This window comes from Serratia entomophila (assembly GCF_021462285.1).
GTDB classification, from domain to species: Bacteria; Pseudomonadota; Gammaproteobacteria; order Enterobacterales; family Enterobacteriaceae; genus Serratia; species Serratia entomophila.
The window spans coordinates 3,577,604-3,604,456 of the sequence record NZ_CP082787.1; the positions used below are offsets into that span (position 1 = coordinate 3,577,604).

Consider the following 26,853-nt stretch of genomic DNA (forward strand, 5'->3'; position numbering starts at 1 on the left):
TGCCTAAGCGCAGGAAAAGAGTAGCCCGCCGGCCGCCGGCTGAGAAGCGGGTATTCATAAGAAACGCTTTTGCATATAATGCAAAAATGAATGATGCCCGTTATGTTGAACATCTGCCGATTTTTCTCGATGTGGCCCGGTTGGGCAGCTTCTCCGCCGCCGCGCGCAAGCTGGGCATGGTGCCCTCCTCTCTGGTGCGCCATATCGACGCGCTGGAGAGCGCACTCGGCGCCACGCTGTTTATCCGCTCTACCCGCGGCCTGATGCTGACCGATGCCGGTGAACTGTTGCTGCCGCGCGCCGCCGCGCTGTTGGGGGACATCACCGACATCCGCGCCGAGCTGAGCGCGTTGGCCGATACGCCACAGGGCACGCTGCGCATCAGCTGCCTGCCGACCTTTGGTAAAACCTACGTTCTGCCGCTGCTGCCGGTGCTGAGTGAACGCTGCCCGCGGCTGTTCGTCGATCTGGATCTGACCGAACGCCAAACCGACCCGACGCAGGAGCAGTTGGACGCCGCCATCCGCATCGGCGAGCAGAAGGACAGCGGGCTGTACGCCAGCCGCATCGCCACCCAACGCTGGGTGATGTGCGCCAGCCCCGGCTATGTCGCCCGCTACGGCCGGCCGGCCAGTCTGGACGCCCTGCCACATCACCGGCTGATCGCCCGTTACCACAAGCAGCAACCGGCCTGCTGGGCGCAGATCCTCAGCGTCGCGCTGATGGGGCGCTGCAGCATGGTGCTGCGCTGTGACGATTTTACCGCCCAGCGCCAGGCGGCGCTGCTCGGCCTGGGCATCGCTTTTCTGCCTAATTGGGTGGTGGGGCCGGATATTCACAGCGGGCAATTACGGCAGCTGCTTGAAGACCCGCGCGGCGAGCAGCAGGGGATCTATCTGCTGCGGCCGGTGGCGAAAGTTTCCGCCCGGCTGGAGGCCTTCAGCAACCTGCTGCTGCACGGCATCGGTCAGCCGCCCAGCTGGGAATGAAGCGGCGTCACCCGGCCATGCAGCGCCGGGTTGTCGCTTTCATCTTTCAAATCAATGCCGGTCAGCCGCCGCTGAAAAGCCTGTTCAAGCAGCCATGCCAGCTTGAACGCCGCCTGCGGGTAGCCCAACCCTTCCGGGCGCACATTGGAGATACAGTTGCGCTCAGACTCCCTTCTTTGGGTATTCGGCCCCCAGGTGAGGTAGAGCCCCAGACTGTCCGGCGACGACAGGCCCGGCCGCTCACCGATCAGGATCGCCACCGCCTTGGCCTGCAGGCACTCGCCGATATCGTCTCCCAACGCCACCCGCGCCTGATGCGCCAGCACCACCGGCGCCAGCGAAATATCCAGTGCCGCAAGATAGGGCCGCAACGCCTGCAGCAACGGCAGCGCCTGGCGATGCACCGCCTTGGAGGACAGCCCGTCCGCTATCACCAGCAGCAGATCGGCTCCCTGCTGCGGCAGGCCGAGCAACAGTTTGCGGCTGTCCGGCTCCAGCCTGCGCCCCCGGTCCGGGCGGCGCAGGTAGGCGGCGCGATCTTCCGCCTGGCTGTGTACGGTCAACGTTGGCCAGCCGTCGTCCTGCAACGCCTGCGCCAGGCGATCGCTGTCGAACGGTTGATGCACCGCGTCCCGCGCCTGCGCGTGCGCCAGCCCGAAGCGCAGCAGCTCGTCGGTGGGCAGGCTGGCGCCGGTGCGGCCTAGGGCGATGCGTGCATCGGTAAAGGCGCGCAACGCCTCCCAGCCGTTGAGGTGTACCGGTTTGCTCATGGCCTCTCTCCCTGCAGCGCCAGCAACAGCGGGTGGTTGGCAGCGGTGTCGCGCAGCCGCCCGCTAGCGTCGATGATGTTCATTTTCGCCAGCCAGACGGCGAACTCCGGCGCATGCTTCAGCCCCAGCAGCTCGCGGATATACAGGGCGTCATGAAATGAGGTGCTCTGATAATTGAGCATGATGTCGTCGGCCCCCGGCACGCCAATCAGAAAGGTTAGACCGGCGGCGGCCAACAGCGTCAGCAGGGTATCCATATCGTCCTGATCGGCCTCGGCGTGGTTGGTGTAGCAAACGTCGCAGCCCAACGGCAGGCCGAGCAGCTTGCCGCAGAAGTGATCCTCCAGCCCAGCGCGGATAATCTGCTTGCCGTCGTACAGATACTCGGGCCCGATAAAGCCCACCACGGTGTTGATCAGCAGCGGAGAGAAATGCCGCGCCACCGCGTAAGCGCGCGCCTCGCAGGTTTGCTGATCGACGCCGTGATGCGCATTGGCCGACAGGCAGCTGCCCTGCCCGGTTTCAAAATACATGACGTTATTGCCGAGCGTGCCGCGGTTGAGGCTCAGCGCCGCCTGCTGCGCCTCGGCCAACAGCGCCAGGCTGATGCCGAAACCGCGGTTGGCCGCCTCGGTGCCGGCGATCGACTGAAACACCAAATCCACCGGCGCGCCGCGCTCGATCAAACGCAGCGTGTTGGTCACGTGAGTCAGCACGCAGGACTGGGTGGGAATGGCGAAACGCTGGATCACGTCGTCCAGCATGTAGTTGAGTTTTTCCAGCAGCGGCAGGCTGTCGCTGGCGGGATTGATGCCAACCACCGCATCGCCGCTGCCGTACAGCAGCCCGTCCAACATGCTGGCGGCGATGCCTTGCAGGCTGTCGGTCGGGTGATTGGGCTGCAGCCTGACGCTGAGATGGCCCGGCAGGCCGAGGGTGTTGCGAAAACGCGTCACCACCCGGCACTTCTTCGCCACCAGGATCAGATCCTGATTGCGCATGATTTTACTCACCGCCGCCGCCATTTCCGGAGTAATGCCGGGCGCCACCCGCGCCAGCGTGGCGCTGTCCGCCTGTTCGCTCAACAGCCAATTGCGGAAGTCGCCAACCGTCAGATGAGAAATCGGTTCAAAGGCGGCGGCGTTATGGCCGTCGATAATCAGCCGCGTCACCTCATCCTGCTCATAGGGCACCAGCGGCTGCTGCAAAAAAACCTTCAGCGGCAGATCCGCCAGCGCGATGCGCGCCGCCATGCGTTCTTCGGCGCTTTGCGCCGCCACTTCGGCCAGATAGTCCCCGGAGCGGGCCGGCGAGGCCCGGGCCATCAACTGGCGCAAGTCGCTGAAGCGGTAGCTGCGCCGGCCGAGCGTTACCTGATACATAGCATCCCCTGTCGCCCTGAATGATGGTTGAAAACTGCAAACCCTGTACCAAGTGTAGTCAGCCGGCCAGGATTTTCGTTTTTCTTGTAAAATCAGACGATTAACAGGATAACGCCCTCAGCCGGGCTGCACTAAAATCAGGCATGCGCTTCCGTCGACGGGCACGGCGGAGTACAGTAGCCGCAGCATAGGAGAGGTAATGGACCGGCAACAGAAAATTATCCAGTGGTTACAGCAAGATAACCAAAGAATGAGCGCACTGCGCACCGCGCGCCGCCTTGGCCTGAACGACTGGTGCCTGGGGGCCGGGTTCGTGCGCAACCTGGTGTGGGATCGGCGGCACGGCTACGCCGACGCCACGCCGCTCAACGATATCGACGTGATCCATTTTGACCCGCTGCGGCCGGAGGCCGAGCGCGATCGCATGCTGGAAGCGCGGCTGCAACAGTGGCTGCCGCAGCCCTGGTCGGTAAAAAATCAGGCGCGCATGCACCTGCGCAGCGGCCGGGCGCCTTATCGCAGCAGTGAAGAAGCCATCAGCTATTGGACCGAGGTGGAGACGGCAATCGGTGTGCGGTTGAACGCCGACGACAGCTTCACGTTGGTGGCGCCCTTCGGCCTCGATGCGCTGTTCAACGACAGCATCACCTTCAATGTGAAAAACGGCGATCTGAGCGCCTGCCAACAGCGAGTGGCCGAAAAAGGCTGGTTAGCGCGGTGGCCGCGTCTGCGGCAGATAAAGTTTTAGCCGCCGCTGCCGATACCCTGAGCAACGATATCAAGACTCAGGGAGAGCACCCATGTCGGCCAGCATTACCATGATCGTACCAATCAAAAACACCGTTCCCGGCGTCAGCAACGTCTTTAGCGCTCCCGGCAACCAGGGCGAACTGCTGATGGCCAAACCGGTCAATAACCAGCCGCAAGGCGGCAAGGCGGAGAAAAACGAACGCGCCAACGGCAATGACGAACCGGTTAACCTCAATGAAAGCCACGCCTCGGCGCGCATCAAGGCGCTGAACAGGCAGATTCAGGCTCTGCAGCAGAAGCTGGTGGAGCTGAAGGACTCCGATGCCGATCCTAAAGAGATCGAAAAACAAAAGCAGCTGATCGAAGCGCAGATCAAGATGCTGCAGGCGGAGATCGCGCGCATCCAGAAAGAAGAGATGGAAAAGCAGCAGCAACAGATGGAAAAAGCCGCGGCGCAATCCGGCGACGGCGTTAACCGCCCGACGCCGCTCAACGCCGTGGACGTCTATATCTGATTCAGTATTCCGCGCTTTGCCGCCGGCGATCCGCCAGCAGCGCCGCCTGCCGGCGCACTACCTGCCAAATGGCCTCCGCCGCCGGCGTCAGCGAGCGGTTTTTACGCCGCACCAGCATCAGCGCGCGGTTGATTTCCGGCACCAGCCGCCGCACCTTCAGCTGCCCGCCTTCCGGCAGCGGCAGCGCCAGCGCCGGGAAAATGCTGATGCCGATGCCCGCCGCCACCATCGGGAACAGCGTCGCCGGGTGGCCGATTTCCTGCACCACCTGCGCTTCCACCCCCTGCTGGCGCAGCGCGCTGTCGATCAATGGCCGGCTGCCTGAGGCGTAATCCTGCAGTACCAGGCGGCAGCCGCTCAACGCCGACCAATGCACCTCAGGCTGCGCGGCGAACGGATGATCGTTGCGGCACAGCAGCAAAAACGGTTCGTGCAGCACCGGCTCACAGTCCAGATCCACCGCCTGCACCGGATCGACCACGATGCCGAAATCCACCTCGGCGTTGCGGATGCTTTGCAGCACCTGCTGCTGCGCCTGATCGCGCAGCATGATGCGGATCTCCGGGTACTGCCGCTCGCCTGCCGCGATGCACTGCGGCATCAGGTGCGCCGAGATGGTCTGGCTCGACGCCACCCGCACCGTGCCGCTGCGCAGCACGCCGAAGCTGCGCGCGTCCAGCAATGACGCCTGCAGCTCATCCAGCAACCGTTCAACCCGGTTGGCCAGCCGTTGGCCGGCGTCGGTCAACACCACTTCGCGGGTAGTGCGGTCCAGCAGCCGCACGCCGATCTCCGTTTCCAGTTCCTTCACGCTGTGGCTGACCGCCGATTGAGTCAGGCCGATAGCTTCGCCGGCGCGGCTAAAGCTGCCGTGCCGGGCGATAGCGACGAAGACCTTTAGCTGCTTGAGTGAATAATTCATGCGTGTTTTTCATAAATAAATTAAATAAATCAATTTAATTATTATATCCCTGCGCGGGAGAATAGGCCTATCGATTTTCCGCCACGAGTACACCGCCATGAGATTCCTGCCCGATCGCTTTACCCTGACGCTGATCGCCACCGTGCTGCTGGCCTCGTTTCTGCCGGCGCGCGGCGAGTTCGTCGGCTGGCTCAACAACCTGACCATCGCCGCCATCGCCCTGCTGTTCTTCATGCACGGCGCCAAACTGTCGCGCGAAGCCATTCTGGCCGGCAGCAACAATTGGCGGCTGCATCTGTGGGTGATGTTCAGCACCTTTATCATCTTCCCTGCGCTCGGGGTGCTGTTTAAATGGTGGTCGCCGATCGACGTCAGCCCCGAGCTGTATTCCGGCTTTATCTACCTGTGCATCCTGCCCGCCACCGTGCAATCCGCCATCGCCTTCACCTCGCTGGCGGGCGGCAACGTAGCGGCGGCGGTCTGCAGCGCTTCCGCTTCCAGCCTGCTGGGGATCTTCGTCTCGCCGCTGCTGGTCGGCCTGCTGATGAACGTGCACGGCGAAACCGGTAGCCTGCAACAGGTGGGTTCCATCGTGCTGCAGCTGCTGGTGCCGTTCGTTGCCGGCCACCTGTCGCGGCCGCTGATCGGCAAATGGATCGAGCGCAACCGAAAGCTTATCGGCAAAACCGATCAGACCTCGATTCTGCTGGTGGTGTACTCAGCCTTTAGCGAAGCGGTGACGCACGGCATCTGGCACCAGGTGGGCATCGGCTCGTTGGCGTTTATCGTCGGCGGCAGCATAGTGTTGCTGGCGATCGTGCTGGTGGTGAACACTTACATGGCGCGTTGGCTGGGCTTCAGCAAGGCGGATGAAATCACCATCGTGTTCTGCGGCTCGAAGAAAAGCCTGGCCAACGGCATCCCGATGGCCAATATCCTGTTCCCGGCGGCTACGGTGGGCATTATGGTGCTGCCGCTGATGGTGTTCCATCAGGTACAGCTGATGACCTGTGCGGTATTGGCCAAAAGATATCAGCGCAAACAGCAGGATAAACAGGCGATGTTGAACGCGCAGGCTTCACGCGGGTAAAAAAGACGGGCTGGCGCCCGTCTATTCAGCTCTTTTTCAACGGCTTGACCAGGTGGTCGAGCCCTTCGATTTTAATCGCCAGCGTCATTTCCATCAGCATGCCGAGTTTGCCGTTGGGGAATTCGCCCTTGCGGGCGAACCACAGCAGATACTCTTCCGGCAGATCGATCAGCACCCTCCCCTGATACTTGCCGAACGGCATCACGGTGTTGGCGATTTCCAGCAGGTTTTCCTTTTCCATCAGGCACCCAACAGGCGGATCATTTCCGCTTCGTCGATCACCGCGATACCCAGCTCCTGCGCCTTCGCCAGCTTGGAGCCGGCCGCTTCACCCGCGATCACCAGATCGGTTTTCTTCGATACGCTGCCGCTGACCTTGGCACCCAGCGCCGTCAGGCGATCCTTGGCTTCGTCGCGCGAGAGCTGGCTAAGCGAACCGGTCAGCACTACGGTTTTGCCGGCGAACGGGCTGTCGATTTCTTCCGCCACCACTACCACCGGCGCCGGCCAGCTGATGCCGATTTCGGCGCCAACCAGCTCATTGATGACCTTTTGATTCAAGGTTTCGTCGAGGAAATGGCGCGTGTGCTTCGCCACCACTTCGCCGACGTCCGGCACCTCTTTCAGCGCCTCGATATCGGCGGCGAACAGCTTCTCCAGCGAGCCGAAGTGCGATGCCAGGTTGGCGGCGGTCGACTCACCGACCTCGCGGATACCCAACGCATACAGGAAACGCGCGAAGGTGGTCTGCTTGGATTTTTCCAGCGCGTTGACCAGATTCTGCGCCGATTTCGGCCCCATGCGATCCAGCCCGGTCAGAATGCCGGCGGACAGGCGGAACAGATCGGCCGGATTTTTGACGTACTCTTTTTCCACCAATTGTTCGATGATCTTGTCGCCCATGCCTTCGACGTCCAGCGCCCGGCGGGAGACGAAATGCTTCAGCGCCTCTTTGCGCTGCGCGGCGCAGATCAACCCGCCGGTGCAGCGCGCCACCGCTTCGCCTTCCACCCGCTCAACGTCGGAACCGCACACCGGGCAGTGCCGCGGAAACGCCACTTCGCGCGCGTCCTGCGGGCGGCGGTCTTCCAGCACCCCCACCACCTGCGGGATCACGTCGCCGGCGCGGCGCACGATCACCGTGTCGCCAATGCGCAGGCCCAGGCGTTCAATCTCGTCGGCGTTGTGCAGCGTGGCGTTGCTGACGGTAACCCCCGCCACCAGCACCGGCTCCAGCCGCGCCACCGGAGTGATGGCGCCGGTGCGCCCCACCTGGAATTCAACCTCGCGCACCACGGTAATCTGTTCCTGCGCCGGGAATTTGAAGGCCGTCGCCCAACGCGGCGCGCGCGCTACGAAGCCCAGGGTTTCTTGCAGATCGATGTCGTCGATTTTCACCACCACGCCGTCGATATCAAAGCCGAGCTGCGCGCGGTCCTGTTCCACCTGGCGGTAGAACGCCAGCACCTCGTCGCTGCCGGTGCAGCAACGGGCGCGATCGCTGACCGGCAGGCCCCATTCTCTGAACTGCATCAGCCGCGCGAAGTGGCTGCGCGGCAGCTCGCCGCCCTCCAGCAGGCCGACGCCGTAGCAGAAGAAGGTTAGCGGCCGCTTGGCGGTGATGCGCGGATCGAGCTGGCGCAGCGAACCGGCGGCGGCGTTGCGCGGGTTGGCGAAAATCTTGCCGTCCTTGCGCCGCGCCTCTTCGTTCATTTGTTCAAAACCGGCCTGCGGCATAAAGACTTCACCGCGCACTTCCAGCCGGCGCGGGATGTTGGCGCCGGTCAGGCGCAGCGGGATAGCGCGGATGGTGCGCACGTTGGACGTGATGTTTTCCCCGGTGGTGCCGTCGCCGCGCGTAGCCGCGCGCACCAGCTCGCCGTCTTCGTACAGCAGGCTGACCGCCAGGCCGTCCAGCTTGAGCTCGCAGCAGAAGGTCAGCGGCTCTTCGTTTTTCAACCGATCCTGCACGCGCTTGTAAAACGCCAGGAAGCTTTCTTCATCGAACACGTTGTCCAGCGACAGCATCGGCACTTCGTGGCGCACCTGATCGAAGGCCGCCAGCGGCGCCGCGCCCACGCGTTGGGTCGGCGAATCGGCGGCGATCAGTTCCGGATGGGCGCTTTCCAGCTCGCGCAACTCACGCATCAGGCGATCGTATTCCGCATCCGGCACCTCCGGCGCGTCAAGCACGTGATACTGGTATTCGTGATGGCGCAATGAGGCTCGTAGTTGATTGATTTTTTGGATTATCGATTCCATGGCTCACCACCAAAGATAAAAAACCCCCGGCTAGCGGGGGCTTTGTTGTTACGGATGTTCAGTGCGCGGCAGCCGATCAGGCGTTGTTTTCCAACACTTCACGGATGCGCGCTTTGTAGGTTTCCAGCTTCTGCGGCGTCATCATGCGGCGCTCGTCGTCGAGCACCACGCCGCCCACGTCGTCGGCGATGCGCTGTGCAGACTGCAGCATCAGCTTGAAGTTCTGGTTGGCGTCGCCGTAAGACGGCACCATCATGAACATCGACACGCCAGGCGTGGAGAAATCGGACATCAGGTCAGGATCGAAAGACCCCGGCTTGACCATATTCGCCAGGCTGAACAGCACCGGGCCGCTGCCGGCCGGGCTGATATGGCGATGGAAAATGCCCATTTCGCCAAACTGGAAGCCCGCCTGCAGCACGCTCTGCAGCAATACTTCGCCGCCGATCACGCCGCCCTGATGGGCCGATACGTGCAGCACCAGCACGGTTTCTTTCAGCTTCGCCTGAACTGGCGCGGCCGGAGCAGGCTTAGGCTCTGCCGGCGCCGGTTTCGCTTCCGGCTGCGGCTGCAGCGCAGGCTCGGCGCGCAACGCCGGCTCCGCTGCTGGCTGCGCCTGAGGCGGCAGATCGTCAACGCGCGGCTCGCGGCGCGGCGCAGGCTGTTGCTGCGGCTCGTCGTCTTTGTCCTGCGCGTAGTTGTTCAGCAGGATGTCGTCATAATCCGGCCGCTGCGACAGCGGCGGCGGCGTCTGATGAGCAGCCGGTTGAACGGCACGTGGCGCAGGCTCAGCCGCCGGAGCGGGTTTGGGCGCTGCCACGGGTTCTTCGCGTGCGGCATCAAAATGACCAAACGACGGCTCATCCTGCGGGTGAGCGGCGCGTACACGCACCTCCCCCACGCCTTCATCGAGGTCGTCGATCGGGGTTTGTTCACGTTCCTTTTTGGAACGCTTGGCTGGGCGATCGCGAAAAAGCGACGAGCGTTCTTTACGACTGGTCCAAAGACCGTGTAATAACAACGCTATTATGGCGATCGCGCCAACAACGATTAATATCAGACGCAAATCCTGCATCATTGCTATCTCTGTTGTTCCAATACATTGCCACCGCGGCAAACATTCACTCTTTAACTCTATTTGCCCGAGCACACAAGTGCAAGTCCGTGCTGAACTTTATGCCAATAAAGATGATTATACTGCCTTTTTTTGCTGCTTTTTCAGCCAACGCAACCCTAGCCAGCAGAAAATCATCCCGATATGATAATGATGCCTGTTCAGACAACGAGATAACTTAAGATATGTCCTATACGCAGCCCCCTTTAAAATCCACCAGCGGCTTTCACTATTTTGCCGAAGGCTGGCGCCTGATTTCGCGCCCGGGAATAAAACGCTATGTGGTTCTGCCGTTGCTGGTCAACGTGCTGCTGATGGGCTCCGCCTTCTGGTGGCTGTTCAGCCAACTCGGCGACTGGATCCCGACGATGATGAGCCACGTGCCCAATTGGCTGCAGTGGCTGAGTTATCTGCTGTGGCCAGTGGCGGTCATCTCCGTGCTGCTGGTCTTCAGCTATCTGTTCAGCACCATCACCAACCTGATCGCCGCACCGTTCTGCGGCCTGCTGGCGGAGCAGCTGGAAGGCAGCCTCACCGGCAAACCGCTGCCGGATACCGGCATTTTCGGCATCCTGAAGGACCTGCCGCGCATCATGGCGCGCGAGTGGCGCAAGCTGGCCTATTATCTGCCGCGCGCCCTGCTGTTGCTGATTCTGTACTTTATTCCCGGCATCGGCCAAACGGTGGCGCCGGTGCTGTGGTTCCTGTTCAGCGCCTGGATGCTGGCGATCCAATACTGCGACTACCCCTTCGACAACCATAAAGTCAGCTTTGCCGACATGCGCCGCGCGCTGCGCCAGCACAAAACCGACAACCTGCAGTTCGGCGCCCTGGTCAGCCTGTTCACCATGATCCCGATCCTCAACCTGGTGATCCTGCCGGTGGCGGTGTGCGGCGCCACCGCGATGTGGGTGGACCGTTATCGCCCGCAATTCGTCCGTTCCTGAGCCGTTTTATTCGGCAAATAATGATTAATTTTTCAACAGGGCGCGCATTTTGCGCCCTTATCATTGTGCTTAAAACTTATTTCCTAATAACATATAGATATACCAATTCTTTACTTCCCTGCCGGTACTGTTAGCGTATGCTTTCGATGTTCCCCACATTTTCATAGAGTTAAAGGACGGGCTATGAGCAAGATATATGAAGACAACTCATTAACAATCGGCCATACGCCGCTGGTTCGTCTGAACCGTATCGGCAACGGACGCATTCTGGCCAAGGTTGAATCACGCAACCCGAGCTTCAGCGTCAAATGCCGCATCGGTGCCAATATGATCTGGGACGCGGAACAACGCGGCATCCTGACCGCCGGCAAAGAGCTGGTGGAGCCGACCAGCGGCAACACCGGCATCGCGCTGGCCTTCGTGGCCGCGGCGCGCGGCTACAAGCTGACGCTGACCATGCCGGAAACCATGAGCATCGAGCGCCGCAAGCTGCTCAAGGCGCTGGGCGCCAACCTGGTGCTGACCGAAGGCGCGAAAGGCATGAAAGGCGCCATCGCCAAGGCGGAAGAGATTGTCGCCACCGATCCGAACCGCTACATCATCCTGCAGCAGTTCAGCAACCCGGCTAACCCGGCGATCCATGAAAAAACCACCGGCCCGGAAATCTGGGAAGACACCGACGGCGCGGTTGACGTATTTATCTCCGGCGTAGGCACCGGCGGCACCCTGACCGGCGTCAGCCGCTACATCAAGAACACCAAAGGCAAGGCCATCACTACCGTGGCGGTAGAACCGACCGATTCTCCGGTGATCAGCCAGGCGCTGGCCGGTGAGGAACTGAAGCCCGGCCCGCACAAGATCCAGGGCATCGGCGCCGGCTTTATCCCGGGCAACCTGGATCTGGATCTGGTGGATCGCGTCGAGCAGATCACCAACGACGAAGCCATCAGCATGGCGCGCCGCCTGATGGACGAAGAAGGCATTCTGGCCGGCATCTCCTCCGGCGCAGCGGTGGCGGCGGCGGTGAAACTGGCCGAAGAGGCCGACTTTGCCGACAAGACCATCGTGGTGATCCTGCCCTCTTCCGGCGAGCGCTACCTGAGCACCGCCCTGTTCGCCGATCTGTTCACCGAGCAAGAACTGCAGCAGTAATGCCAAAGGTGCACAAAACGCTAAAAAAGCACCCTAACGGGTGCTTTTTTGTGGACTGGATCAAAGTTTATAGCAGTAGAAGATTGATTTTGCCCGCTGGCTTTAGTATTTAACGGTGCATTATTTCGATGCGCAAAATTAATCACCCTCGGTGCCTTGTTTAGGCTGAATCGATTTACTCGTTTGTCGCACAGGCGTTAAAGCGGGCATAATGGGGAGCTGATTGAAACGACGTCAGAAGCCGGGATTTTTTTGATCTGAAGTGCCTAATGCGTCGTTTTCTGTTGCATCAACGCTCGCCCCTGTACCATAGTCAGGCGCTAACCAGATAAGCTAAAGTCATGCTCGTGGGCTAAACTTTAGCTCCACAACATTAATCCAATAAGTTGGGGAAACATCAATGTTCCAGCAAGAAGTTACTATTACCGCTCCGAATGGTCTGCACACTCGCCCTGCCGCTCAGTTCGTAAAAGAAGCCAAAGGCTTCACGTCTGACATCACCGTGACCTCCAACGGCAAAAGCGCCAGCGCCAAAAGCCTGTTCAAACTGCAAACTCTGGGGCTGACTCAAGGGACCGTAGTGACCATCTCAGCTGAAGGTGAAGACGAGCAGAAAGCCGTTGAGCACTTGGTAAAACTGATGGCAGAGCTTGAGTAAAATCGGCCCGTCTTTTTAGTTAACACCAGTCAAGAGTAAGGTAGGGTTATGATTTCAGGCATTTTAGTATCACCGGGTATCGCTTTTGGTAAGGCTCTCCTACTGAAAGAAGATGAAATTGTCATCAACCGGAAGAAAATCTCTGCTGATCAAGTAGAGCAGGAAGTCTCGCGTTTTCTGGCAGGCCGCGCCAAGGCGTCCGAGCAGCTGGAAGCGATCAAGACCAAAGCTGGCGAAACCTTCGGCGAAGAGAAGGAAGCTATCTTCGAAGGCCACATTATGTTGCTGGAAGACGAAGAGCTTGAGCAGGAAATCATAGCCCTCATCAAAGACGACCTGGCTTCTGCTGACGCAGCGGCCTACACCGTGATCGAAGGCCAGGCGAAAGCGCTGGAAGAACTGGACGACGAATACCTGAAAGAGCGCGCGGCCGACGTGCGCGACATCGGTAAACGCCTGCTGCAGAACATTCTGGGCATGCCAATCGTCGATCTGGGTTCCATCCGGGACGAAGTGATCCTGGTGGCCACCGATCTGACCCCGTCCGAGACCGCACAGCTGAACCTGGACAAAGTGCTGGGCTTCATCACCGATCTCGGCGGCCGCACCTCGCACACCTCCATCATGGCGCGCTCTCTGGAATTGCCGGCTATCGTAGGCACCAGCGACGTCACCAAGCAGGTGAAAAACGACGATTACCTGATCCTGGACGCGGTTAACAACAAGATTTACGTTAACCCTACCGCTGACGTTATCGACCAGCTGAAAGCCGCCCAGAATCAATACATCACCGAGAAAAACGATCTGGCCAAGCTGAAGGATCTGCCGGCGATTACGCTGGACGGCCATCAGGTTGAAGTCTGCGCCAACATCGGCACCGTGCGCGACGTCGCGGGTGCAGAGCGCAACGGCGCGGAAGGCGTCGGCCTGTATCGTACCGAATTCCTGTTCATGGACCGCGACTCGCTGCCGACCGAAGACGAGCAGTTCCAGGCCTACAAAGCCGTTGCGGAAGCCATGGGCTCGCAGGCCGTGATCGTCCGCACCATGGACATCGGCGGCGACAAAGACCTGCCGTACATGAACCTGCCGAAGGAAGAGAACCCGTTCCTGGGCTGGCGCGCCATCCGCATCGCGATGGATCGCCGTGAAATTCTGCACGCTCAGCTGCGCGCCATCCTGCGCGCCTCGGCGTTCGGCAAACTGCGCATCATGTTCCCGATGATTATTTCCGTGGAAGAAGTGCGCGATCTGAAAGGCGAAATCGAAACGCTGAAGGCGCAGCTGCGCGAAGAAGGCAAGGCGTTTGACGAGACCATTGAAGTGGGCGTGATGGTGGAAACGCCGGCTGCGGCGGTCATCGCTCACCACCTGGCGAAAGAAGTCGACTTCTTTAGTATTGGGACAAACGATCTAACCCAGTATACTCTGGCGGTAGATCGCGGCAATGAGCTGATTTCTCATCTCTATAACCCGATGTCCCCATCAGTGCTTGGCCTGATCAAACAGGTTATTGATGCATCTCATGCGGAAGGCAAGTGGACCGGTATGTGCGGTGAACTGGCTGGCGATGAGCGTGCTACACTGTTGTTATTGGGCATGGGGCTGGATGAGTTCAGCATGAGTGCGATTTCAATCCCACGCATCAAGAAAATTATTCGTAACACGAATTTCGAAGATGTGAAGGCGTTGGCAGCGCAGGCCTTGGCACAGCCAACGGCACAAGACCTGATGAATTGCGTTAATAAATTCATCGAAGAAAAAACGCTCTGCTAAACTTCCACGACACTGGAACGCCGCCCAATTTAATGCTTAGGAGAAGATCATGGGTTTGTTCGATAAACTGAAATCTCTGGTTTCTGATGACAAGAAAGACACGGGCACTATCGAGATCGTCGCTCCCCTTTCTGGCGAAATCGTCAATATCGAAGATGTGCCGGACGTAGTGTTCGCTGAAAAAATCGTTGGCGACGGTATCGCCATCAAGCCAGCCGGCAACAAAATGGTGGCCCCGGTTGACGGCACCATCGGCAAAATTTTCGAAACCAACCATGCTTTCTCTATCGAATCCGACAGCGGCATCGAGCTGTTTGTCCACTTCGGCATCGATACCGTTGAGCTGAAAGGCGAAGGCTTCAAGCGCATCGCCGAAGAAGGCCAGCGCGTCAAGAAAGGTGACGTCGTTATCGAGTTCAACCTGCCACTGCTGGAAGAAAAAGCCAAGTCGACCCTGACTCCGGTGGTTATCTCCAACATGGACGAGATCAAAGAGCTGATCAAACTGTCCGGCAGCGTCACCGTAGGCGAGACCCCGATCATCCGCATCAAGAAGTAATTGCGAATGAGATAAGAACGGCGCCCCTGGCGCCGTTTTTTTTTATCCCCTTCGTCTTTCGAACCGCAGCGTTGTTGGCCGCACGTGCTCACCCCAGTCACTTACCGGAGTAAGCTCCCGGGGATTCCCCCGCTTGCCGCCTAGCTGCAATTCGAAATCCTTTGGGTATATCGCGGATAATAGACGTTATCGGCGCAGGCAGTTTGAACATGGACAGCGCACAGCCCTCGGAGCGTACACGCAGTACGTGACGAGGGCGAGCACTGCCCTAGTTCAAAATGGCAAGTAAGATAGTCTATTATTGCCAACGCGGGATGCGCAGAGTAATAACCAACCCCTCTTTTTCGCCGTTGCGCGCCTCAACCTGCCCGCCGTGCGCCAGCACCACCTTGCGGGTGATCGCCAGCCCCAGGCCGTAGCCCTTGCCCGACAGCGCCGATTTCACGCGCACAAAGGGATCGAAGATGCTCGACAGCTTCGACTCTTCCACGCCAGGCCCCTGATCGCTGACCTCAATCTGAAACAGCTGATCGATACGCGACAGCGCCACCGTCACCTGCTGGCCCTGGGTGGAGAAACGCAGCGCGTTGCGCACCACGTTATCCATCGCGCGCCGCATCAGCTCGGCGTTGCCCTTAACGGTGTATTCCACATCGGAGTTGGCCTGCAGGGCGATATTCACGCCCGGCACCTGCGCCTCGTAGCGTGCATCGCTCACCACCGCATCCACCAATCCGTACAGATCGAAATACTCTTCGTCCGGCAGCCGGCTGTGTTCGGTGCGCGACAGCGCCAACAGCTCGCCAATCATTTTGTCCAGCCGGCCTGACTCATGCTCGATGCGTTGCAGCGAATTCTCCACGTTGCCGGCATTCTGCCGCGCCAGGCCGATGGCTAACTGCAAACGGGCCAGCGGTGAGCGCAGCTCATGCGAAACGTCGTGCAACAGCTGTTCGCGAGCGCTGACCAACAGCTCCAGCCGTTCGGCCATGGTGTCGAAATCGCGCGCCACCTCGGAGAGTTCGTCGTGTCTTCGCCGCATGGTCGGGAACAAACGCACCGACAAATCGCCCTGCGCCACGCGATCCAGGCCACCGCGCAGCTGGCGCATCGGCCGGGTCAGGTTCCAGGCCAGCACCGCGCTGAACAACAGGCCGCCAAGCCCGCCGACCCACAGCATCGGCGCCGGAATATTGAAGACGTGCGAACGCTTGTTCTGGCGATACTCCTCCCGCAGGCCGCGCACGTTATAGCTCAGCAGGTAGCCCTTGCCGTCCTTATCCTGCACCCAGGCGTCGATGGTTTTCGGCATGCGGCGGCCTTCGAATACCGTCTCATCCTCCGCTGGCGCAGGGGGTTGCGTCATCGGAGTGATCGACAATAGCCGGCGATCGTCTTCCGACCAACCCGCGATCATCGCCTCCAGCGCCGGCATGCCGCCGCTGCGCAGCTGGGTGGCCGCCGAGGTCAGCTGCAAAGCGATCGCTCGCCGCGCCATGGCGTTTTCCGGCGGCACATAACGGTCGCCATACAGGGAAAAGGCCACCCACAGCGCCTGAGTCATGATGAGAAAGGTCAGCCAGAAGCCGAGCAGGATTTTCCAGAATAGTCTTCCGCGCATGGCCATTACCGAATGCGGTAGCCGATGCTGCGCACCGTCTCAATGCTCAGGGCGTTGTCGGTCAGCGCCCCCAGCTTCTGGCGAATGTTGCTGATATGCACGTCCACGCTGCGGTCGTAGGCTTCGCGCGGTCGCCCCAGCCCTTTCTCGGACAGTTCGTCCTTGGAAACCACCCGCTCCGGCGCGCGCAGCAGCAACTCCAACAGGTTGAACTCCGAGGCGGTAAGATCAAACGCCTTGCCGCGCCACTCGCTGCTGCGGGTTGAGGGGTTGAGCGTCAGTTCACCGAAGCTGATGGCTATCTCGTCGTCCACCTCGTCCGGCCGCTCATCAAAACGCCGCAGCACCGCACGCAGGCGCGCCACCAGCTCGCGCGGATAGCACGGCTTGGGCATGTAGTCGTCGGCGCCCATTTCCAGGCCAATCACCCGATCAATGTTGTCGCCTTTGGCCGTCAGCATGATGATAGGCATGCGGCTTTTCTTGCGCACGTCGCGCAGCACGTCAATGCCGCTCATGTCCGGCAGCATAATATCGAGGATCATCGCGGTATAGTCGCCCGACAGCGCACCTTCCACGCCCGCTTTGCCTGTCAGCACCAGCGTGGCGTCAAAACCTTCGGCGGTCAGGTATTCGCTCAGCATGGTGCCAAGCTCCAGGTCATCATCGACCAATAAAATTTTCATGCCTTGCTCCTTCGCTGATTTTCATCATTTTCCCGCCAATTCGTTCAATGCGCAGCCGGTTTTACTCAATCCTTACACATGCGGCAGGCGACCAACCGCCACTGTTATTGTGGCCGCTATCGGGCTATTTCTCTACTTCAGGGGCAGGTCTGATTGCCGGAGCGGCGGCGTAAGCTGTGGTTTTTCCCGGCGAAACGCGCCGCCGGGAGGGGCGGGAATAGCCTTAGTCGAACACCCCGGTTGAGAGGTAGCGATCGCCGCGATCGCAGATCACCGCCACGATCAGGCTGCCAGGGTTGGCCGCGGCGATGCGCAAGGCACCGGCCACCGCGCCGCCGGAGCTGACGCCGCAGAAGATACCTTCGCGCTGCGCCAGCCGGCGCATGGTTTGCTCGGCGTCGCCCTGCTCAATGTCCAACACCTGGTCCACCAAGTCCGGGCGGAAGATGCCCGGCAGGTAGGCCGGCGCCCAGCGACGAATGCCGGGAATGCTGCTGCCTTCCGCCGGCTGCAGGCCGATAATCTGCACCTGCGGGTTCTGGCTTTTCAGGTAGCCGCCCACGCCGGTTATGGTGCCGGTCGTGCCCATGCTGGAAACGAAATGGGTAATGCGCCCTTCGGTCTGGCGCCAGATTTCCGGGCCCGTGGTGGTAAAATGCGCGTAGGGGTTGTCCAGATTGTTGAACTGATCCAACACCTTGCCCTGCCCCTGGCGTTGCATCTCCAGCGCCAGATCGCGCGCGCCTTCCATACCCTGCTCCCGGCTGACCAGGATCAGCTCGGCGCCATAGGCGCGCATCGCCGCCTGGCGCTCCATGCTCATATTTTCGGGCATCAACAGCTTTAGCGGGTAACCTTTCAGCGCGGCGATCATCGCCAGCGCAATGCCGGTGTTGCCGCTGGTGGCCTCGATCAGCACGTCGCCGGGTGCTATCTCGCCGCGCAGCTCCGCCTGCTGGATCATTGCCAGCGCGGCGCGATCCTTCACCGAGCCCGCCGGATTATTGCCTTCCAGCTTGACCCAAACCTCGCTGCCCGCTGCGGCGGCCAGTCGTTGCAGTTTTACCAACGGGGTATTCCCGATGCATTGTTCCAGCGTTGTCACGATCTTTGCCTGTGTGTTGGTGTGCGTAATGTAAAAAGGCAACCCCGGGGTTGCCTTTAAAATAAACGTGGGTGTTAAAAACTATCAGGCGCTTTTGGCTAACGCAACAGGTTGCAACAGTTGATCGCCGGCATACAGCCGCGCATTGAGGCTGCCGACATAGTAGCGGCCGCCGCGCACCGGCGTCGCGTTGCCTTCCGGCAGCACCACGCCGATCGGTTCCTGGTGCCAGCCAATCGGCTGTACGGTCAACTGCCAGAAATGGCCGCGCGGGCTGACTTCCAGCACCTGCACCGGCAGCGGGCAACGCTCGCTGCTCTCGGTCGCCACTTCCATTTCCCACGGACGCAGGAACAGATCGACGCTGCCCTGATGCATCGGCTGGAACGACAGCGGCCACTGGTGCGCGCCGACGAACAGCTGCGAACCGCGGATCTCGCCGTTCAGGCGGTTCACCTCGCCCATAAACTCCAGCACGAAGCGGCTGGCCGGATCGCGCATAATCTCTTCCGGCGATCCCACCTGTTCGATATTGCCCTGGCTCATCACCACGATGCGGTCGGCCACTTCCATCGCCTCTTCCTGATCGTGGGTGACGAACACGCTGGTGAACTTCAGCTCTTCATGCAGCTGACGCAGCCAGCGGCGCAGTTCTTTGCGCACCTGGGCGTCCAGCGCGCCGAAAGGCTCGTCCAGCAGCAGGATCTGCGGCTCCACCGCCAACGCGCGCGCCAGCGCCACACGCTGTTTTTGGCCGCCGGACAGCTGCGACGGATAGCGGTTGGCCAGGTGCGCCAACTGCACCATTTCCAGCAGCTGGGTGACTTTCTGTTTGATCGCCGCGGCGTTCGGGCGCTCGCGGCGCGGCAACACGCTCAGGCCAAAGGCGATGTTGTCGAACACCGTCATATGGCGGAACAGCGCGTAATGCTGGAATACAAAGCCCACCCGGCGATCGCGCGCGTGCACGTGGCTGACGTCGGTGCCGTGGAAGCCCAGCTTGCCGCCGCTCTGGCTTTCCAGCCCGGCGATAATGCGCAGCAGCGTGGTCTTGCCGGAACCGGACGGCCCCAATAACGCCACCATCTCGCCGGAAGAAATATCGAGCGAGATATCGTTCAATACCTTGGTGCGGCCGAAGAACTTGTTGATACCGTTAATCTCAATGCTCATGATTTTCCTCCCGCTCGAGCCGTGCGTTCTGGCGTTCCAGACGCCATTGCAGAGCGCTTTTCAAAAATAGGGTTACTATCGCCATCAGGGTCAGCAGCGCGGCGGCGGTAAAGGAGCCGACGGTGTTGTAATCCTGCTGCAGCAGCTCAACCTGCAGCGGAAGGCTGTAGGTTTCACCGCGAATCGAACCGGACACCACCGAGACCGCGCCGAATTCGCCGATGGCGCGCGCGTTGGTCAGCACCACGCCGTACAGCAGCGCCCAGCGAATGTTCGGCAACGTCACCCGGCGGAACATTTGCCAACCGGAGGCGCCCAGCAAAATGGCGGCCTCGTCTTCCTGGCTGCCCTGGCTGAGCATCATCGGCACCAGCTCACGCACCACGAATGGACAGGTAACGAAGATGGTCACCAACACCATGCCCGGCCAGGAGAACATGATCTGGATGTTGTGCGCATCCAGCCAACCGCCCAGCAGGCCGTTGCTGCCGTAAAACAGCAGGTAAATCAGCCCCGCCACCACCGGCGAAACGGCGAACGGGATGTCGATCAGGGTCAGCAGCAGTTGGCGGCCCGGGAAGGTGAAACGCGTCACCAGCCACGCCAGCAGCGTGCCGAAAATCAGGTTGAACGGCACGGTGATCAACGCGATCAATACCGTCAGCCAGATGGCGTGCAGCATGTCCGGATCGAGCAGGTTGCCCCACATCGCGCCAACGCCTTTCGAAAAGGCCTCGGCGAAAATCGAAATCATCGGCACCACCAGCAGCAGCACCGAGAACAGCACGCCGACGACGATCAGCGACCATTTGGCCCAGTTGACGCGCGGGCGCTCGACGCCGTTAAACTCGGAAATATCAGCCATCAGTGCCCCCCAATGCGGCGGCCGAAGCGGCTCTGCAGAACGTTAATGCTGAACAGCAGCAGCAGCGACGCCGCCAGGATCACCGAAGCGATGGCGCTGGCCGCCGGATAGTCGAACTCCTGCAGGCGCACAAAAATCATCAGCGAGGTCACTTCCGTCTTCCAGGCGATGTTGCCGGCAATGAAAATCACCGCACCGAACTCCCCCAGGCTGCGGGTAAAAGAAATCGCCGTGCCGGCCAGCAACGCCGGCGCCACTTCAGGCAACACCACGCGGCGGAAGCTCTGCCAGCGGGTGGCGCCGAGGGTTTCGGCCGCCTCTTCGTATTCCGGGCCCAGCTCCTCCAGCACCGGTTGCACGGTGCGCACCACGAACGGCAGGCTGGTGAACGCCATCGCCACCGCAATGCCCAACCAGGTGAAGGTAACCTTGATGTCGAAATGCGCCAGCCACTGCCCGTACCAGCCGGTGGTGGAGAACAGCCCCGCCAGCGTCAGGCCGGCCACCGCCGTCGGCAGCGCAAACGGCAGATCGATCAGGCCGTCCAGCAGCGAGCGGCCAGGGAACCGGTAGCGCGTCAGGATCCAGGCCATCAGCATGCCAAACACCGCGTTGAACAGGCTGGCGACGCCCGCCGCCAGCAGCGTCACCTTATAGGCCGCCACCACCTGCGGATTGGAGATCACTTCCCAATACTGCGCCAGGCTCATCTGCGCCAGCTGCATCACCAGCGCGGAGAGCGGCAGCAGCAGGATCAGGCAGGTATAGAACAGGCTGCTGCCGAGGCTGAGGCCAAATCCGGGCAGAACCCGTTTGCTGGACAACGACAACATTTATTTATGTCCCGCCGCTAACAGCTGGTCGAGCTCGCCGCCGGTCGAGAAATGCGTTTTCATCACCTGCGGCCAGCCGCCGAATTGATCTTCCACCCGGAACAGCTTGGTGTCCGGGAACTGCCCTTTCGCCGCCGCCATCGCCTTCGGATCGTAGACGCGGTAGTAGAAGCTGGCGATCACCTGCTGGGCTGCCGGGCTATAGAGGTAGTTCAGGTAGTCCTTGGCCGCCTGCGCGGTGCCGTTTCTCTCAACGTTTTTGTCCACCCAGGCCACCGGGAATTCCGCCAGGATATCGACCGGCGGTACGATCACTTCATATTTGTCTTCGCCGTACTGCTTGCGGATGTTGTTCACTTCCGACTCAAAGCTGATCAGCACGTCGCCCAAGCCGCGCTCGACGAAGGTGGTGGTCGCGCCGCGACCGCCGGTATCGAACACCAGCACGTTTTTCAGGAAGCGGGTCATAAAGGCGCGAGTCTTGGCCCGATCGTTGCCGTCGGCCTGGCTGGCGGCGCCCCAGGCGGCCAGATAGGTGTAACGGCCGTTGCCTGAGGTTTTCGGGTTCGGGAATACCAGCTTCACGTCGTCGCGCACCAGATCGTTCCAGGTGTGGATGCCTTTCGGGTTGTCCTTGCGCACCAGGAACGCCATGGTGGAATAGAACGGCGAGCTGTTGTTCGGCAAGCGCGACTGCCAGTCGGCCGGGATCAGCTGGCCGCGGTCGTGCAGGATCTGCACATCGGTCACCTGGTTGTAGGTCACTACGTCGGCGCGCAGCCCTTGCAAGATCGCCAGCGCCTGCTTGGAAGAGCCGGCGTGGGATTGCTTGATGGTCAGCTTGTCGTTTGGATGTTGCTGGTTCCATTGCTGTTCGAAGCCAGGGTTCAGCGCGGTAAACAATTCACGGGAAACGTCATAGGAGCTATTCAGCAATTCCGCTGCCGAAGCCGCGCCGCTGGCCAACAGCGCCGCCGCCAGCCACCCTTTCAGCACGATATTTTTAACCCGGATTTGTTTCATTCTGCACCTTAGCTCACTGAGTCAATCTTTCAGGCTTTCGCCTTATTGAAGACCAGTGTATTTATAACTAGGTGCGGAGCTGTAACGCTTTTATATACCGTTTGGTGATTTTCAAGCATCAAACGCTATAAGGCAGGGGCGGAGCGGTTTTGGCAAGGCGGGATCGGCACCGAAGCGGGCGCCGCCCGCCCCGGTGGAGCGTCAAAGTGACAGCAGGCGCGTCAGGGACGGCGCGAAGTAGTAACTGCCGGTCACCGCACGGCTAAAGCGCAGCATTGCATCGCGTTTGCCGTCCAGATCGCCGAACATGCTCAGCAACTGCTGCTCGATGTTGTGCAGGCGCGCGCAGTAGGCGATGAAATAAAGCCCGTGTTTGCCGCTGGCAGTACCGTAAGGCAGGCTCTGGCGCAGGATTTTCAGGCCTTTGCCGTCTTCTTTCAGATCGACGCGGCTAACGTGCGAGGTATCCGGGCGCTGGTCCGCCGGCAGCTCTTCGCTGTCGTGCTTGGTGCGGCCGATAATTTGCTCCTGCTGCTCGGTGGTGAAACGCTGCCACTGGCGCAGGTTGTGTTCGTAGCGCTGCACCAGCACGTAGCTGCCGCCCGCGTCTTCTTCGCCCTCGGCGATGGTCGCCACCTGCGGGCGCTGGTCGCCCTGCGGGTTTTCGGTGCCGTCGATAAAGCCGCTCAGATCGCGCTCTTCCACCCAGCGGAAGCCGTGGGTTTCCTCTTCGATTTTAATCGCGTTGCCGAACGCCGCCAGCGCGGCCTGCGCCAGCGTGAAGTTGACGTCATGACGCAGGGATTGAATATGAATCAGCATATCGCGCTGGGTGGCCGGCGCCAGCCCTTTGCCAAGCGGCGTGAAGGGTTTCAGCTCTTTGGCGCCCTGGCCGCTGGACAGATCGTGCCAAACGTCATAGCCAAAAGCGATCGCTGCGCCCAGACGCGCATCCGGGAACTGCTGCTGCAGCTCACTCAGCGTCTGGCAAAACTGTTTGCAGCCCTGGCGCAAATCGGCAAATTCACCCTGTACGGTAGCTTCCATAAAAATGGCGAAACGGCAGTGTTCCAACAAAATGCCGCTCTGAACCTGTGTCATGTCGTTATCCTCAATACCAAAATCGGGCAACAGGATTGGCTGTTCACGCCCGGGGTCCCTGTTACAAACGCGCGCTATGATACCGCATGGCGGCAGGATTGCATTGCATCAACGCAAAGAAAATGGGGTTAATCGGTTAGCAATGCGGGCGCCGCACAGGGGCGCCCGTGGCAGAAGGGTTATTGCGGTTTGGCGTGCCAGATGATTTTGCTGATGGTCCAGCTTTTCAGCGTGTCGTCCGGCGGGATGATATCCTGCGGGCCGGCCCACTTGCCGCTGAAAATGTAGGTGACGTATTTGCTCTGCTCCGCCACGCACTCCACCTTGCCGGCATCTTCGCCCGTGGCCGGTTTACAGGCGCCGAACGCTTTGCTGTACATGTCGCCGAACGGCGTGCCGAGCTTGTTGCCCCACTCGGTCGCCACTTTTTGGTCCATCACGTCTACCCGCTGCACGTGGCCTTTAGGTTCGCCGGTGATCACCAGCTTCACTTCGTCGCCGGACAGCGCCTGATAATAAGAGACAATCTGGCCGTTGCTGGTCGCCATGCCGCCGCGCAGACGATAGTTGCCGTCCAGCCCGTCGTTGATGGCGGTTTCCGACATTGGCGTGCCGGCGTTAAGATTGCCGACGCCCTTGGCGCTGACTTCAAGACTGCTGCCGAACCAGTTGAACGGCGACAGGCTGGACCAGGAGAAGTTGGACAGGGTCGAACAGCCGGTCAGTAACAGCGGGAGCCCTAACAGCAGTGGGCGAATATTCATCTTATAGCTCCTTAACATCAATGGCATGGGCCGCTGGGATCGCCCTGCCGCGCTCGGCGTTTTGCTGCGTGTCAGCCTCTCACAACTGCGCGCGCTACGCCATCGGTTGCCAGCTTGGAGTGCATAAAATGCGAAAAGTGCCGCACTTCGCCGCAATTAGCCGGGTTCATCCTGCGGCGCGAAGCAGGCTTTCAGGCGCGCGTTCAGCAGCAGATAGGCCAACGCCAGGGTATCCAGCAGCACCAGCATCAGCTCCAGCGCAGGCGAGTTGCCGTCCTGTTGCCACAGGCTGAACAGCGAACCGCCCAGCGCCGCCAGCAGCGAACATATCAGCACCCAGCGCCAGGCGCGCCACAGCCGCGGCCATTGCAGGCGCCGCCCGCCGAGCAAAAACGCCAGCGCGGCCGGCAGCCCGAGCAGGATGCCGTACCAGAAACGCTGCGTGTCCGGGTAGAACAGCGCCAGCAGCTCGCTGCCCTGCTCGCGTGAGGCGCCGGCCATCACAAACAGCAACCAGGTGCGTGCCTGCAAAATCAATACGCCCCAAAACCACAGCGGCAGGCGCAACGCGCCGTGCTGATCGTAATCGTCCGGGGAAAACCGGGGTGAGGATAGGTTCAACTGCCGTTCCTTGCCAAGATGATGGTGACTCTTTCAGATGGGCGCCAGGATAACGCTTTTCAATGCGCCGGCTTAAGAAGCTCTTAAGATCCTTGTGCTTTAATCATCACTACCCGATAAGTAACCCGAATGACCGGGTACTGATTTTTGATGAAAGATAAGGAAGCTCAACATGAAAAAACTGACTCTGGCCGCATTAATCGCCTTGTGCAGCGCACCGGTTCTGGCTCAGCAGGGCGGGTTCCTGGATCCTGCCGCGCCGCAGGCCCAAACGCAAACCGCGCAACAGGGCGGCTTCTCCGGCCCCAGCGCCGCGCTGACCACCGTGGACAAGGTGAAATCGATGAGCGACGACGCCTGGGTGATGCTGCAGGGCAACATTGAGCAGCGCGTCGGCGACGATACCTATACCTTCCGCGACGCCAGCGGCACCCTGACGGTCGAGATCGACAAGAAGCGCTGGAATGGCCAAACCATCACGCCGAAAGACAAAGTGCAGTTGGAAGGTAAGGTGGATAAAGACTGGAGCAGCGTGGAAGTGGATGTGAAAACCATCAAAAAGCTGCCGTAATCCGTTACCCGGGGCGGCGATCGCGCCGCCCCGGGCGCAACTCAATATTCCTGGTCTTCGATCAGCCGCTTGCCCAGGTTGGTCACGCTCTGGATCTCGTAGCCGAGCTTTTCGTACATCTCAACCACGGTGTCGTTGTCTTCACGCACCATCAGCTGGATCTTCGGGCAACCGCGCGCGATCAGCTTCTTCTCCAGGCGGTTGATCAAGGCATTGGCGATACCGCGCCCGCGATAATCCGGATGCACGCCAAGATAGTAGGCCGAACCGCGGTGACCGTCGTAACCGCCCATCACCGAACCGACCACTTCACCGCCGACCTCGGCCACCAAAAACAGCTCAGGATCGTGATTCAGCTTGCGCTCGATATCCATCTCCGGATCGTTCCACGGCCGCAGCAGATCGCAGCGCTCCCACAGGGTTATGACCTCTTCAAAGTCGTCTTGTCGAAATACGCGAATTTCCATCGATGTTGGCCGCTGTTAATTAAGGTGTTTATCTGATTATCGCGTGATTATTCACATACGCAATATCAAACTGCGATTTCCCGCGCTATTTGACCAGATTTTGCCGGTAACAGGCGTAATAAATGGAAATAGTTATCAGGTCGATTAATGATTATCAATACGATATAACGTCGCAAAATAGAATTTATCGATGGAGCGTCGCGTAATGAAAAAGCAGGTTAAACAATTCCTCAATTTTAAACCGCTTGCCGTTTCCTCCACGCGACGTCAACTTTTGCTCTCCGGCCTGGCCGTTGCGCTGCTCGGCGCCAACGGCCGCAAGGCCAAAGCGGAGTCCGGCGGCATGCTGCGCAGCCAGCAGCACAGCAAACCGGCGCCGAAAGCGGCCGGCGCGAAGAGGATCGTGATGATCGATCCCGGCCACGGCGGCATCGACTCCGGTGCGGTGGGCCACGAAGGCTCGCAGGAAAAACACGTGGTGCTGGAGATAGCTAACCACGTGCGCCGCTTCCTGCATGAGCACGATCGTGTAGAAGTGCGCCTGACCCGTGAGGAAGACGAATTTATTCCGCTGTTCCAACGGGTGGAGATCGCCCACCAGCATCAGGCCGACCTGTTTATTTCCATCCATGCCGACGGCTTCACCAACCCGACAGCCTCGGGCGCGTCGGTGTTCGCCCTGTCCAACCGCGGCGCCAGCAGCGCCATGGCGCGCTATCTGTCCAACCGCGAAAACGCCGCCGATGACGTGGCGGGCGGCAAATACAAGCAGCAGGACAACTACCTGCAGCAGGTGCTGTTCGATCTGGTGCAAACCGACACCATCAACAACAGCCTGACGCTCGGCCGCCACGTGCTCGGGCAAATTCGCCCGGTGCACCATCTGCACAGCGACAGCACCGAGCAGGCGGCCTTCGCCGTGCTGAAATCCCCGTCCATTCCCTCCGTGCTGGTGGAAACCTCGTTCATCACCAACCCGAACGAAGAGCGGCTGCTGGGCACCACCGCATTCCGCGAAAAAATCGCCCGCGCCATTGCCGACGGGGTGATCAATTTCTTCGATTATTTTGACACCCATCAGCGAAAACCGCGCTGATGCTGCCGCCGCCGGCGAATAAGAGTATACTTAGCGGCTTG

Annotated in this window: 28 protein-coding genes; 11 read left to right on the top strand and 17 right to left on the bottom strand. The window is 60.3% G+C overall.

Features of this window, described 5'->3' with window-relative positions; translation table 11 throughout:
• Positions 1 to 86 precede the first annotated feature (86 nt).
• Positions 87 to 989: a LysR family transcriptional regulator gene (locus KHA73_RS17360; protein WP_234585638.1), complete on the top strand. Its 903-nt coding sequence runs from the start codon at positions 87 to 89 to the stop codon at positions 987 to 989.
• Here KHA73_RS17360 and eutC read toward each other — a convergent pair.
• Together eutC and KHA73_RS17370 are read right to left on the bottom strand one after the other, a co-directional pair.
• Positions 968 to 1,759: an ethanolamine ammonia-lyase subunit EutC gene (gene eutC, locus KHA73_RS17365; protein ID WP_234585640.1), complete on the bottom strand. Its 792-nt coding sequence runs from the start codon at positions 1,757 to 1,759 to the stop codon at positions 968 to 970. The genes KHA73_RS17360 and eutC overlap by 22 nt on opposite strands.
• On the bottom strand, positions 1,756 to 3,141 hold the full coding sequence (locus KHA73_RS17370) for an ethanolamine ammonia-lyase subunit EutB (RefSeq protein ID WP_234585641.1): 1,386 nt from the start codon (positions 3,139 to 3,141) through the stop codon (positions 1,756 to 1,758). Before KHA73_RS17370 ends, eutC begins: the two co-directional genes overlap by 4 nt.
• A gap of 199 nt (positions 3,142 to 3,340) precedes the next feature.
• Between KHA73_RS17370 and KHA73_RS17375 the strand changes: the two genes are divergently transcribed.
• Positions 3,341 to 3,889 (top strand): nucleotidyltransferase family protein, encoded by a 549-nt coding sequence (locus KHA73_RS17375; RefSeq protein WP_234585642.1) that lies wholly within the window; start codon positions 3,341 to 3,343, stop codon positions 3,887 to 3,889.
• 52 nt (positions 3,890 to 3,941) lie between these two features.
• A complete protein-coding gene (locus KHA73_RS17380) occupies positions 3,942 to 4,406 on the top strand; it encodes a FlxA-like family protein (protein ID WP_234585643.1) in 465 nt (154 codons plus the stop codon).
• A 1-nt stretch (position 4,407) separates the two neighbouring features.
• Here the strand turns inward: KHA73_RS17380 and KHA73_RS17385 are convergent, their stop codons facing one another.
• On the bottom strand, positions 4,408 to 5,328 hold the full coding sequence (locus tag KHA73_RS17385) for a LysR family transcriptional regulator (RefSeq protein ID WP_234585644.1): 921 nt from the start codon (positions 5,326 to 5,328) through the stop codon (positions 4,408 to 4,410).
• Between the two features lie 97 nt (positions 5,329 to 5,425).
• On the opposite strand from KHA73_RS17385, the gene KHA73_RS17390 reads away from it, so the two are divergent.
• On the top strand, positions 5,426 to 6,418 hold the full coding sequence (locus tag KHA73_RS17390) for a bile acid:sodium symporter family protein (RefSeq protein ID WP_234585645.1): 993 nt from the start codon (positions 5,426 to 5,428) through the stop codon (positions 6,416 to 6,418).
• Positions 6,419 to 6,443: 25 nt separating this feature from the next.
• Here the strand turns inward: KHA73_RS17390 and KHA73_RS17395 are convergent, their stop codons facing one another.
• From KHA73_RS17395 to zipA, 3 genes are all read right to left on the bottom strand, one after another.
• The gene (locus KHA73_RS17395) at positions 6,444 to 6,659 is read right to left on the bottom strand and encodes a DUF3820 family protein (RefSeq protein ID WP_020827985.1); all 216 of its coding nucleotides are present in this window, start codon (positions 6,657 to 6,659) and stop codon (positions 6,444 to 6,446) included.
• Complete coding sequence (ligA, locus tag KHA73_RS17400; protein WP_234585646.1) at positions 6,659 to 8,680, bottom strand: NAD-dependent DNA ligase LigA; 2,022 nt, start codon at positions 8,678 to 8,680, stop codon at positions 6,659 to 6,661. The genes KHA73_RS17395 and ligA overlap by 1 nt, the downstream gene beginning before the upstream one ends.
• Before the next feature lie 76 nt (positions 8,681 to 8,756).
• Positions 8,757 to 9,758, bottom strand: coding sequence for a cell division protein ZipA (gene zipA, locus KHA73_RS17405; RefSeq protein ID WP_234585647.1), 1,002 nt, complete (start codon positions 9,756 to 9,758; stop codon positions 8,757 to 8,759).
• A gap of 221 nt (positions 9,759 to 9,979) precedes the next feature.
• Here zipA and cysZ point away from each other — a divergent pair, with 221 nt between their 5' ends.
• The 5 genes from cysZ to crr all read left to right on the top strand — a co-directional run bounded on the left by cysZ (position 9,980) and on the right by crr (position 14,886).
• Entirely contained in the window at positions 9,980 to 10,741 is a 762-nt protein-coding gene (gene cysZ / locus KHA73_RS17410; protein ID WP_234585648.1) for a sulfate transporter CysZ, read from the top strand.
• A gap of 183 nt (positions 10,742 to 10,924) precedes the next feature.
• On the top strand, positions 10,925 to 11,893 hold the full coding sequence (gene cysK, locus KHA73_RS17415) for a cysteine synthase A (RefSeq protein WP_234585649.1): 969 nt from the start codon (positions 10,925 to 10,927) through the stop codon (positions 11,891 to 11,893).
• A 400-nt stretch (positions 11,894 to 12,293) separates the two neighbouring features.
• The gene (gene ptsH / locus KHA73_RS17420; protein WP_004936458.1) at positions 12,294 to 12,551 is read left to right on the top strand and encodes a phosphocarrier protein Hpr; all 258 of its coding nucleotides are present in this window, start codon (positions 12,294 to 12,296) and stop codon (positions 12,549 to 12,551) included.
• Positions 12,552 to 12,599: 48 nt separating this feature from the next.
• Complete coding sequence (gene ptsI / locus KHA73_RS17425) at positions 12,600 to 14,327, top strand: phosphoenolpyruvate-protein phosphotransferase PtsI (protein WP_234585650.1); 1,728 nt, start codon at positions 12,600 to 12,602, stop codon at positions 14,325 to 14,327.
• Between the two features lie 49 nt (positions 14,328 to 14,376).
• Complete coding sequence (gene crr / locus KHA73_RS17430; protein ID WP_004936467.1) at positions 14,377 to 14,886, top strand: PTS glucose transporter subunit IIA; 510 nt, start codon at positions 14,377 to 14,379, stop codon at positions 14,884 to 14,886.
• Between the two features lie 298 nt (positions 14,887 to 15,184).
• Here the strand turns inward: crr and KHA73_RS17435 are convergent, their stop codons facing one another.
• From KHA73_RS17435 to KHA73_RS17480, 10 genes are all read right to left on the bottom strand, one after another.
• Positions 15,185 to 16,507, bottom strand: a complete 1,323-nt coding sequence (locus tag KHA73_RS17435) for an ATP-binding protein (RefSeq protein ID WP_234585651.1) — start codon at positions 16,505 to 16,507, stop codon at positions 15,185 to 15,187.
• 5 nt (positions 16,508 to 16,512) lie between these two features.
• Positions 16,513 to 17,193 carry a response regulator transcription factor gene (locus tag KHA73_RS17440; protein ID WP_234585652.1) on the bottom strand — a complete coding sequence of 227 codons (681 nt, stop codon included), beginning with the start codon at positions 17,191 to 17,193 and terminating at the stop codon, positions 16,513 to 16,515.
• A gap of 223 nt (positions 17,194 to 17,416) precedes the next feature.
• Positions 17,417 to 18,298 (bottom strand): cysteine synthase CysM, encoded by an 882-nt coding sequence (gene cysM, locus KHA73_RS17445; protein ID WP_234585653.1) that lies wholly within the window; start codon positions 18,296 to 18,298, stop codon positions 17,417 to 17,419.
• An 84-nt stretch (positions 18,299 to 18,382) separates the two neighbouring features.
• On the bottom strand, positions 18,383 to 19,471 hold the full coding sequence (gene cysA, locus KHA73_RS17450; protein ID WP_234585654.1) for a sulfate/thiosulfate ABC transporter ATP-binding protein CysA: 1,089 nt from the start codon (positions 19,469 to 19,471) through the stop codon (positions 18,383 to 18,385).
• Positions 19,461 to 20,336, bottom strand: a complete 876-nt coding sequence (gene cysW, locus KHA73_RS17455; protein ID WP_234585655.1) for a sulfate/thiosulfate ABC transporter permease CysW — start codon at positions 20,334 to 20,336, stop codon at positions 19,461 to 19,463. The genes cysA and cysW overlap by 11 nt, the downstream gene beginning before the upstream one ends.
• On the bottom strand, positions 20,336 to 21,169 hold the full coding sequence (gene cysT, locus KHA73_RS17460) for a sulfate/thiosulfate ABC transporter permease CysT (RefSeq protein WP_061799354.1): 834 nt from the start codon (positions 21,167 to 21,169) through the stop codon (positions 20,336 to 20,338). Before cysT ends, cysW begins: the two co-directional genes overlap by 1 nt.
• Positions 21,170 to 22,192, bottom strand: coding sequence for a sulfate ABC transporter substrate-binding protein (locus tag KHA73_RS17465; protein WP_234585656.1), 1,023 nt, complete (start codon positions 22,190 to 22,192; stop codon positions 21,170 to 21,172). It lies immediately after the preceding gene.
• A gap of 201 nt (positions 22,193 to 22,393) precedes the next feature.
• Entirely contained in the window at positions 22,394 to 23,293 is a 900-nt protein-coding gene (locus KHA73_RS17470) for a Dyp-type peroxidase (RefSeq protein ID WP_234585657.1), read from the bottom strand.
• A 179-nt stretch (positions 23,294 to 23,472) separates the two neighbouring features.
• On the bottom strand, positions 23,473 to 24,057 hold the full coding sequence (locus tag KHA73_RS17475) for an RpoE-regulated lipoprotein (protein WP_234585658.1): 585 nt from the start codon (positions 24,055 to 24,057) through the stop codon (positions 23,473 to 23,475).
• Positions 24,058 to 24,213: 156 nt separating this feature from the next.
• Complete coding sequence (locus KHA73_RS17480; RefSeq protein WP_234585659.1) at positions 24,214 to 24,678, bottom strand: DUF2919 domain-containing protein; 465 nt, start codon at positions 24,676 to 24,678, stop codon at positions 24,214 to 24,216.
• Between the two features lie 172 nt (positions 24,679 to 24,850).
• Here KHA73_RS17480 and KHA73_RS17485 point away from each other — a divergent pair, with 172 nt between their 5' ends.
• A complete protein-coding gene (locus KHA73_RS17485; RefSeq protein WP_234585660.1) occupies positions 24,851 to 25,249 on the top strand; it encodes a YgiW/YdeI family stress tolerance OB fold protein in 399 nt (132 codons plus the stop codon).
• A 41-nt stretch (positions 25,250 to 25,290) separates the two neighbouring features.
• On the opposite strand, the gene KHA73_RS17490 is transcribed toward KHA73_RS17485, so the two are convergent.
• On the bottom strand, positions 25,291 to 25,716 hold the full coding sequence (locus tag KHA73_RS17490) for a GNAT family acetyltransferase (protein ID WP_234585661.1): 426 nt from the start codon (positions 25,714 to 25,716) through the stop codon (positions 25,291 to 25,293).
• A gap of 205 nt (positions 25,717 to 25,921) precedes the next feature.
• On the opposite strand from KHA73_RS17490, the gene amiA reads away from it, so the two are divergent.
• The gene (gene amiA, locus KHA73_RS17495) at positions 25,922 to 26,812 is read left to right on the top strand and encodes an N-acetylmuramoyl-L-alanine amidase AmiA (protein ID WP_234585663.1); all 891 of its coding nucleotides are present in this window, start codon (positions 25,922 to 25,924) and stop codon (positions 26,810 to 26,812) included.
• Positions 26,813 to 26,853: the final 41 nt, after the last annotated feature.

Excerpts from the sequence above, each read along its gene's own strand:
- KHA73_RS17435 (WP_234585651.1), bottom strand. The coding sequence starts at position 16,507 with ATGCGCGGAAGACTATTCTGGAAAATCCTGCTCGGCTTCTGGCTGACC.
- cysW (WP_234585655.1), bottom strand. The coding sequence starts at position 20,336 with ATGGCTGATATTTCCGAGTTTAACGGCGTCGAGCGCCCGCGCGTCAAC.
- ligA (WP_234585646.1), bottom strand. The coding sequence starts at position 8,680 with ATGGAATCGATAATCCAAAAAATCAATCAACTACGAGCCTCATTGCGC.
- KHA73_RS17470 (WP_234585657.1), bottom strand. The coding sequence starts at position 23,293 with ATGACACAGGTTCAGAGCGGCATTTTGTTGGAACACTGCCGTTTCGCC.
- KHA73_RS17375 (WP_234585642.1), top strand. The coding sequence starts at position 3,341 with ATGGACCGGCAACAGAAAATTATCCAGTGGTTACAGCAAGATAACCAA.
- KHA73_RS17360 (WP_234585638.1), top strand. The coding sequence starts at position 87 with ATGAATGATGCCCGTTATGTTGAACATCTGCCGATTTTTCTCGATGTG.
- KHA73_RS17370 (WP_234585641.1), bottom strand. The coding sequence starts at position 3,141 with ATGTATCAGGTAACGCTCGGCCGGCGCAGCTACCGCTTCAGCGACTTG.
- KHA73_RS17380 (WP_234585643.1), top strand. The coding sequence starts at position 3,942 with ATGTCGGCCAGCATTACCATGATCGTACCAATCAAAAACACCGTTCCC.
- KHA73_RS17385 (WP_234585644.1), bottom strand. The coding sequence starts at position 5,328 with ATGAATTATTCACTCAAGCAGCTAAAGGTCTTCGTCGCTATCGCCCGG.
- eutC (WP_234585640.1), bottom strand. The coding sequence starts at position 1,759 with ATGAGCAAACCGGTACACCTCAACGGCTGGGAGGCGTTGCGCGCCTTT.
- cysA (WP_234585654.1), bottom strand. The coding sequence starts at position 19,471 with ATGAGCATTGAGATTAACGGTATCAACAAGTTCTTCGGCCGCACCAAG.
- crr (WP_004936467.1), top strand. The coding sequence starts at position 14,377 with ATGGGTTTGTTCGATAAACTGAAATCTCTGGTTTCTGATGACAAGAAA.
- KHA73_RS17440 (WP_234585652.1), bottom strand. The coding sequence starts at position 17,193 with ATGAAAATTTTATTGGTCGATGATGACCTGGAGCTTGGCACCATGCTG.
- cysZ (WP_234585648.1), top strand. The coding sequence starts at position 9,980 with ATGTCCTATACGCAGCCCCCTTTAAAATCCACCAGCGGCTTTCACTAT.
- KHA73_RS17475 (WP_234585658.1), bottom strand. The coding sequence starts at position 24,057 with ATGAATATTCGCCCACTGCTGTTAGGGCTCCCGCTGTTACTGACCGGC.
- ptsI (WP_234585650.1), top strand. The coding sequence starts at position 12,600 with ATGATTTCAGGCATTTTAGTATCACCGGGTATCGCTTTTGGTAAGGCT.
- zipA (WP_234585647.1), bottom strand. The coding sequence starts at position 9,758 with ATGATGCAGGATTTGCGTCTGATATTAATCGTTGTTGGCGCGATCGCC.
- cysK (WP_234585649.1), top strand. The coding sequence starts at position 10,925 with ATGAGCAAGATATATGAAGACAACTCATTAACAATCGGCCATACGCCG.
- ptsH (WP_004936458.1), top strand. The coding sequence starts at position 12,294 with ATGTTCCAGCAAGAAGTTACTATTACCGCTCCGAATGGTCTGCACACT.
- KHA73_RS17465 (WP_234585656.1), bottom strand. The coding sequence starts at position 22,192 with ATGAAACAAATCCGGGTTAAAAATATCGTGCTGAAAGGGTGGCTGGCG.
- KHA73_RS17395 (WP_020827985.1), bottom strand. The coding sequence starts at position 6,659 with ATGGAAAAGGAAAACCTGCTGGAAATCGCCAACACCGTGATGCCGTTC.
- cysT (WP_061799354.1), bottom strand. The coding sequence starts at position 21,169 with ATGTTGTCGTTGTCCAGCAAACGGGTTCTGCCCGGATTTGGCCTCAGC.
- KHA73_RS17390 (WP_234585645.1), top strand. The coding sequence starts at position 5,426 with ATGAGATTCCTGCCCGATCGCTTTACCCTGACGCTGATCGCCACCGTG.
- amiA (WP_234585663.1), top strand. The coding sequence starts at position 25,922 with ATGAAAAAGCAGGTTAAACAATTCCTCAATTTTAAACCGCTTGCCGTT.
- KHA73_RS17490 (WP_234585661.1), bottom strand. The coding sequence starts at position 25,716 with ATGGAAATTCGCGTATTTCGACAAGACGACTTTGAAGAGGTCATAACC.
- KHA73_RS17485 (WP_234585660.1), top strand. The coding sequence starts at position 24,851 with ATGAAAAAACTGACTCTGGCCGCATTAATCGCCTTGTGCAGCGCACCG.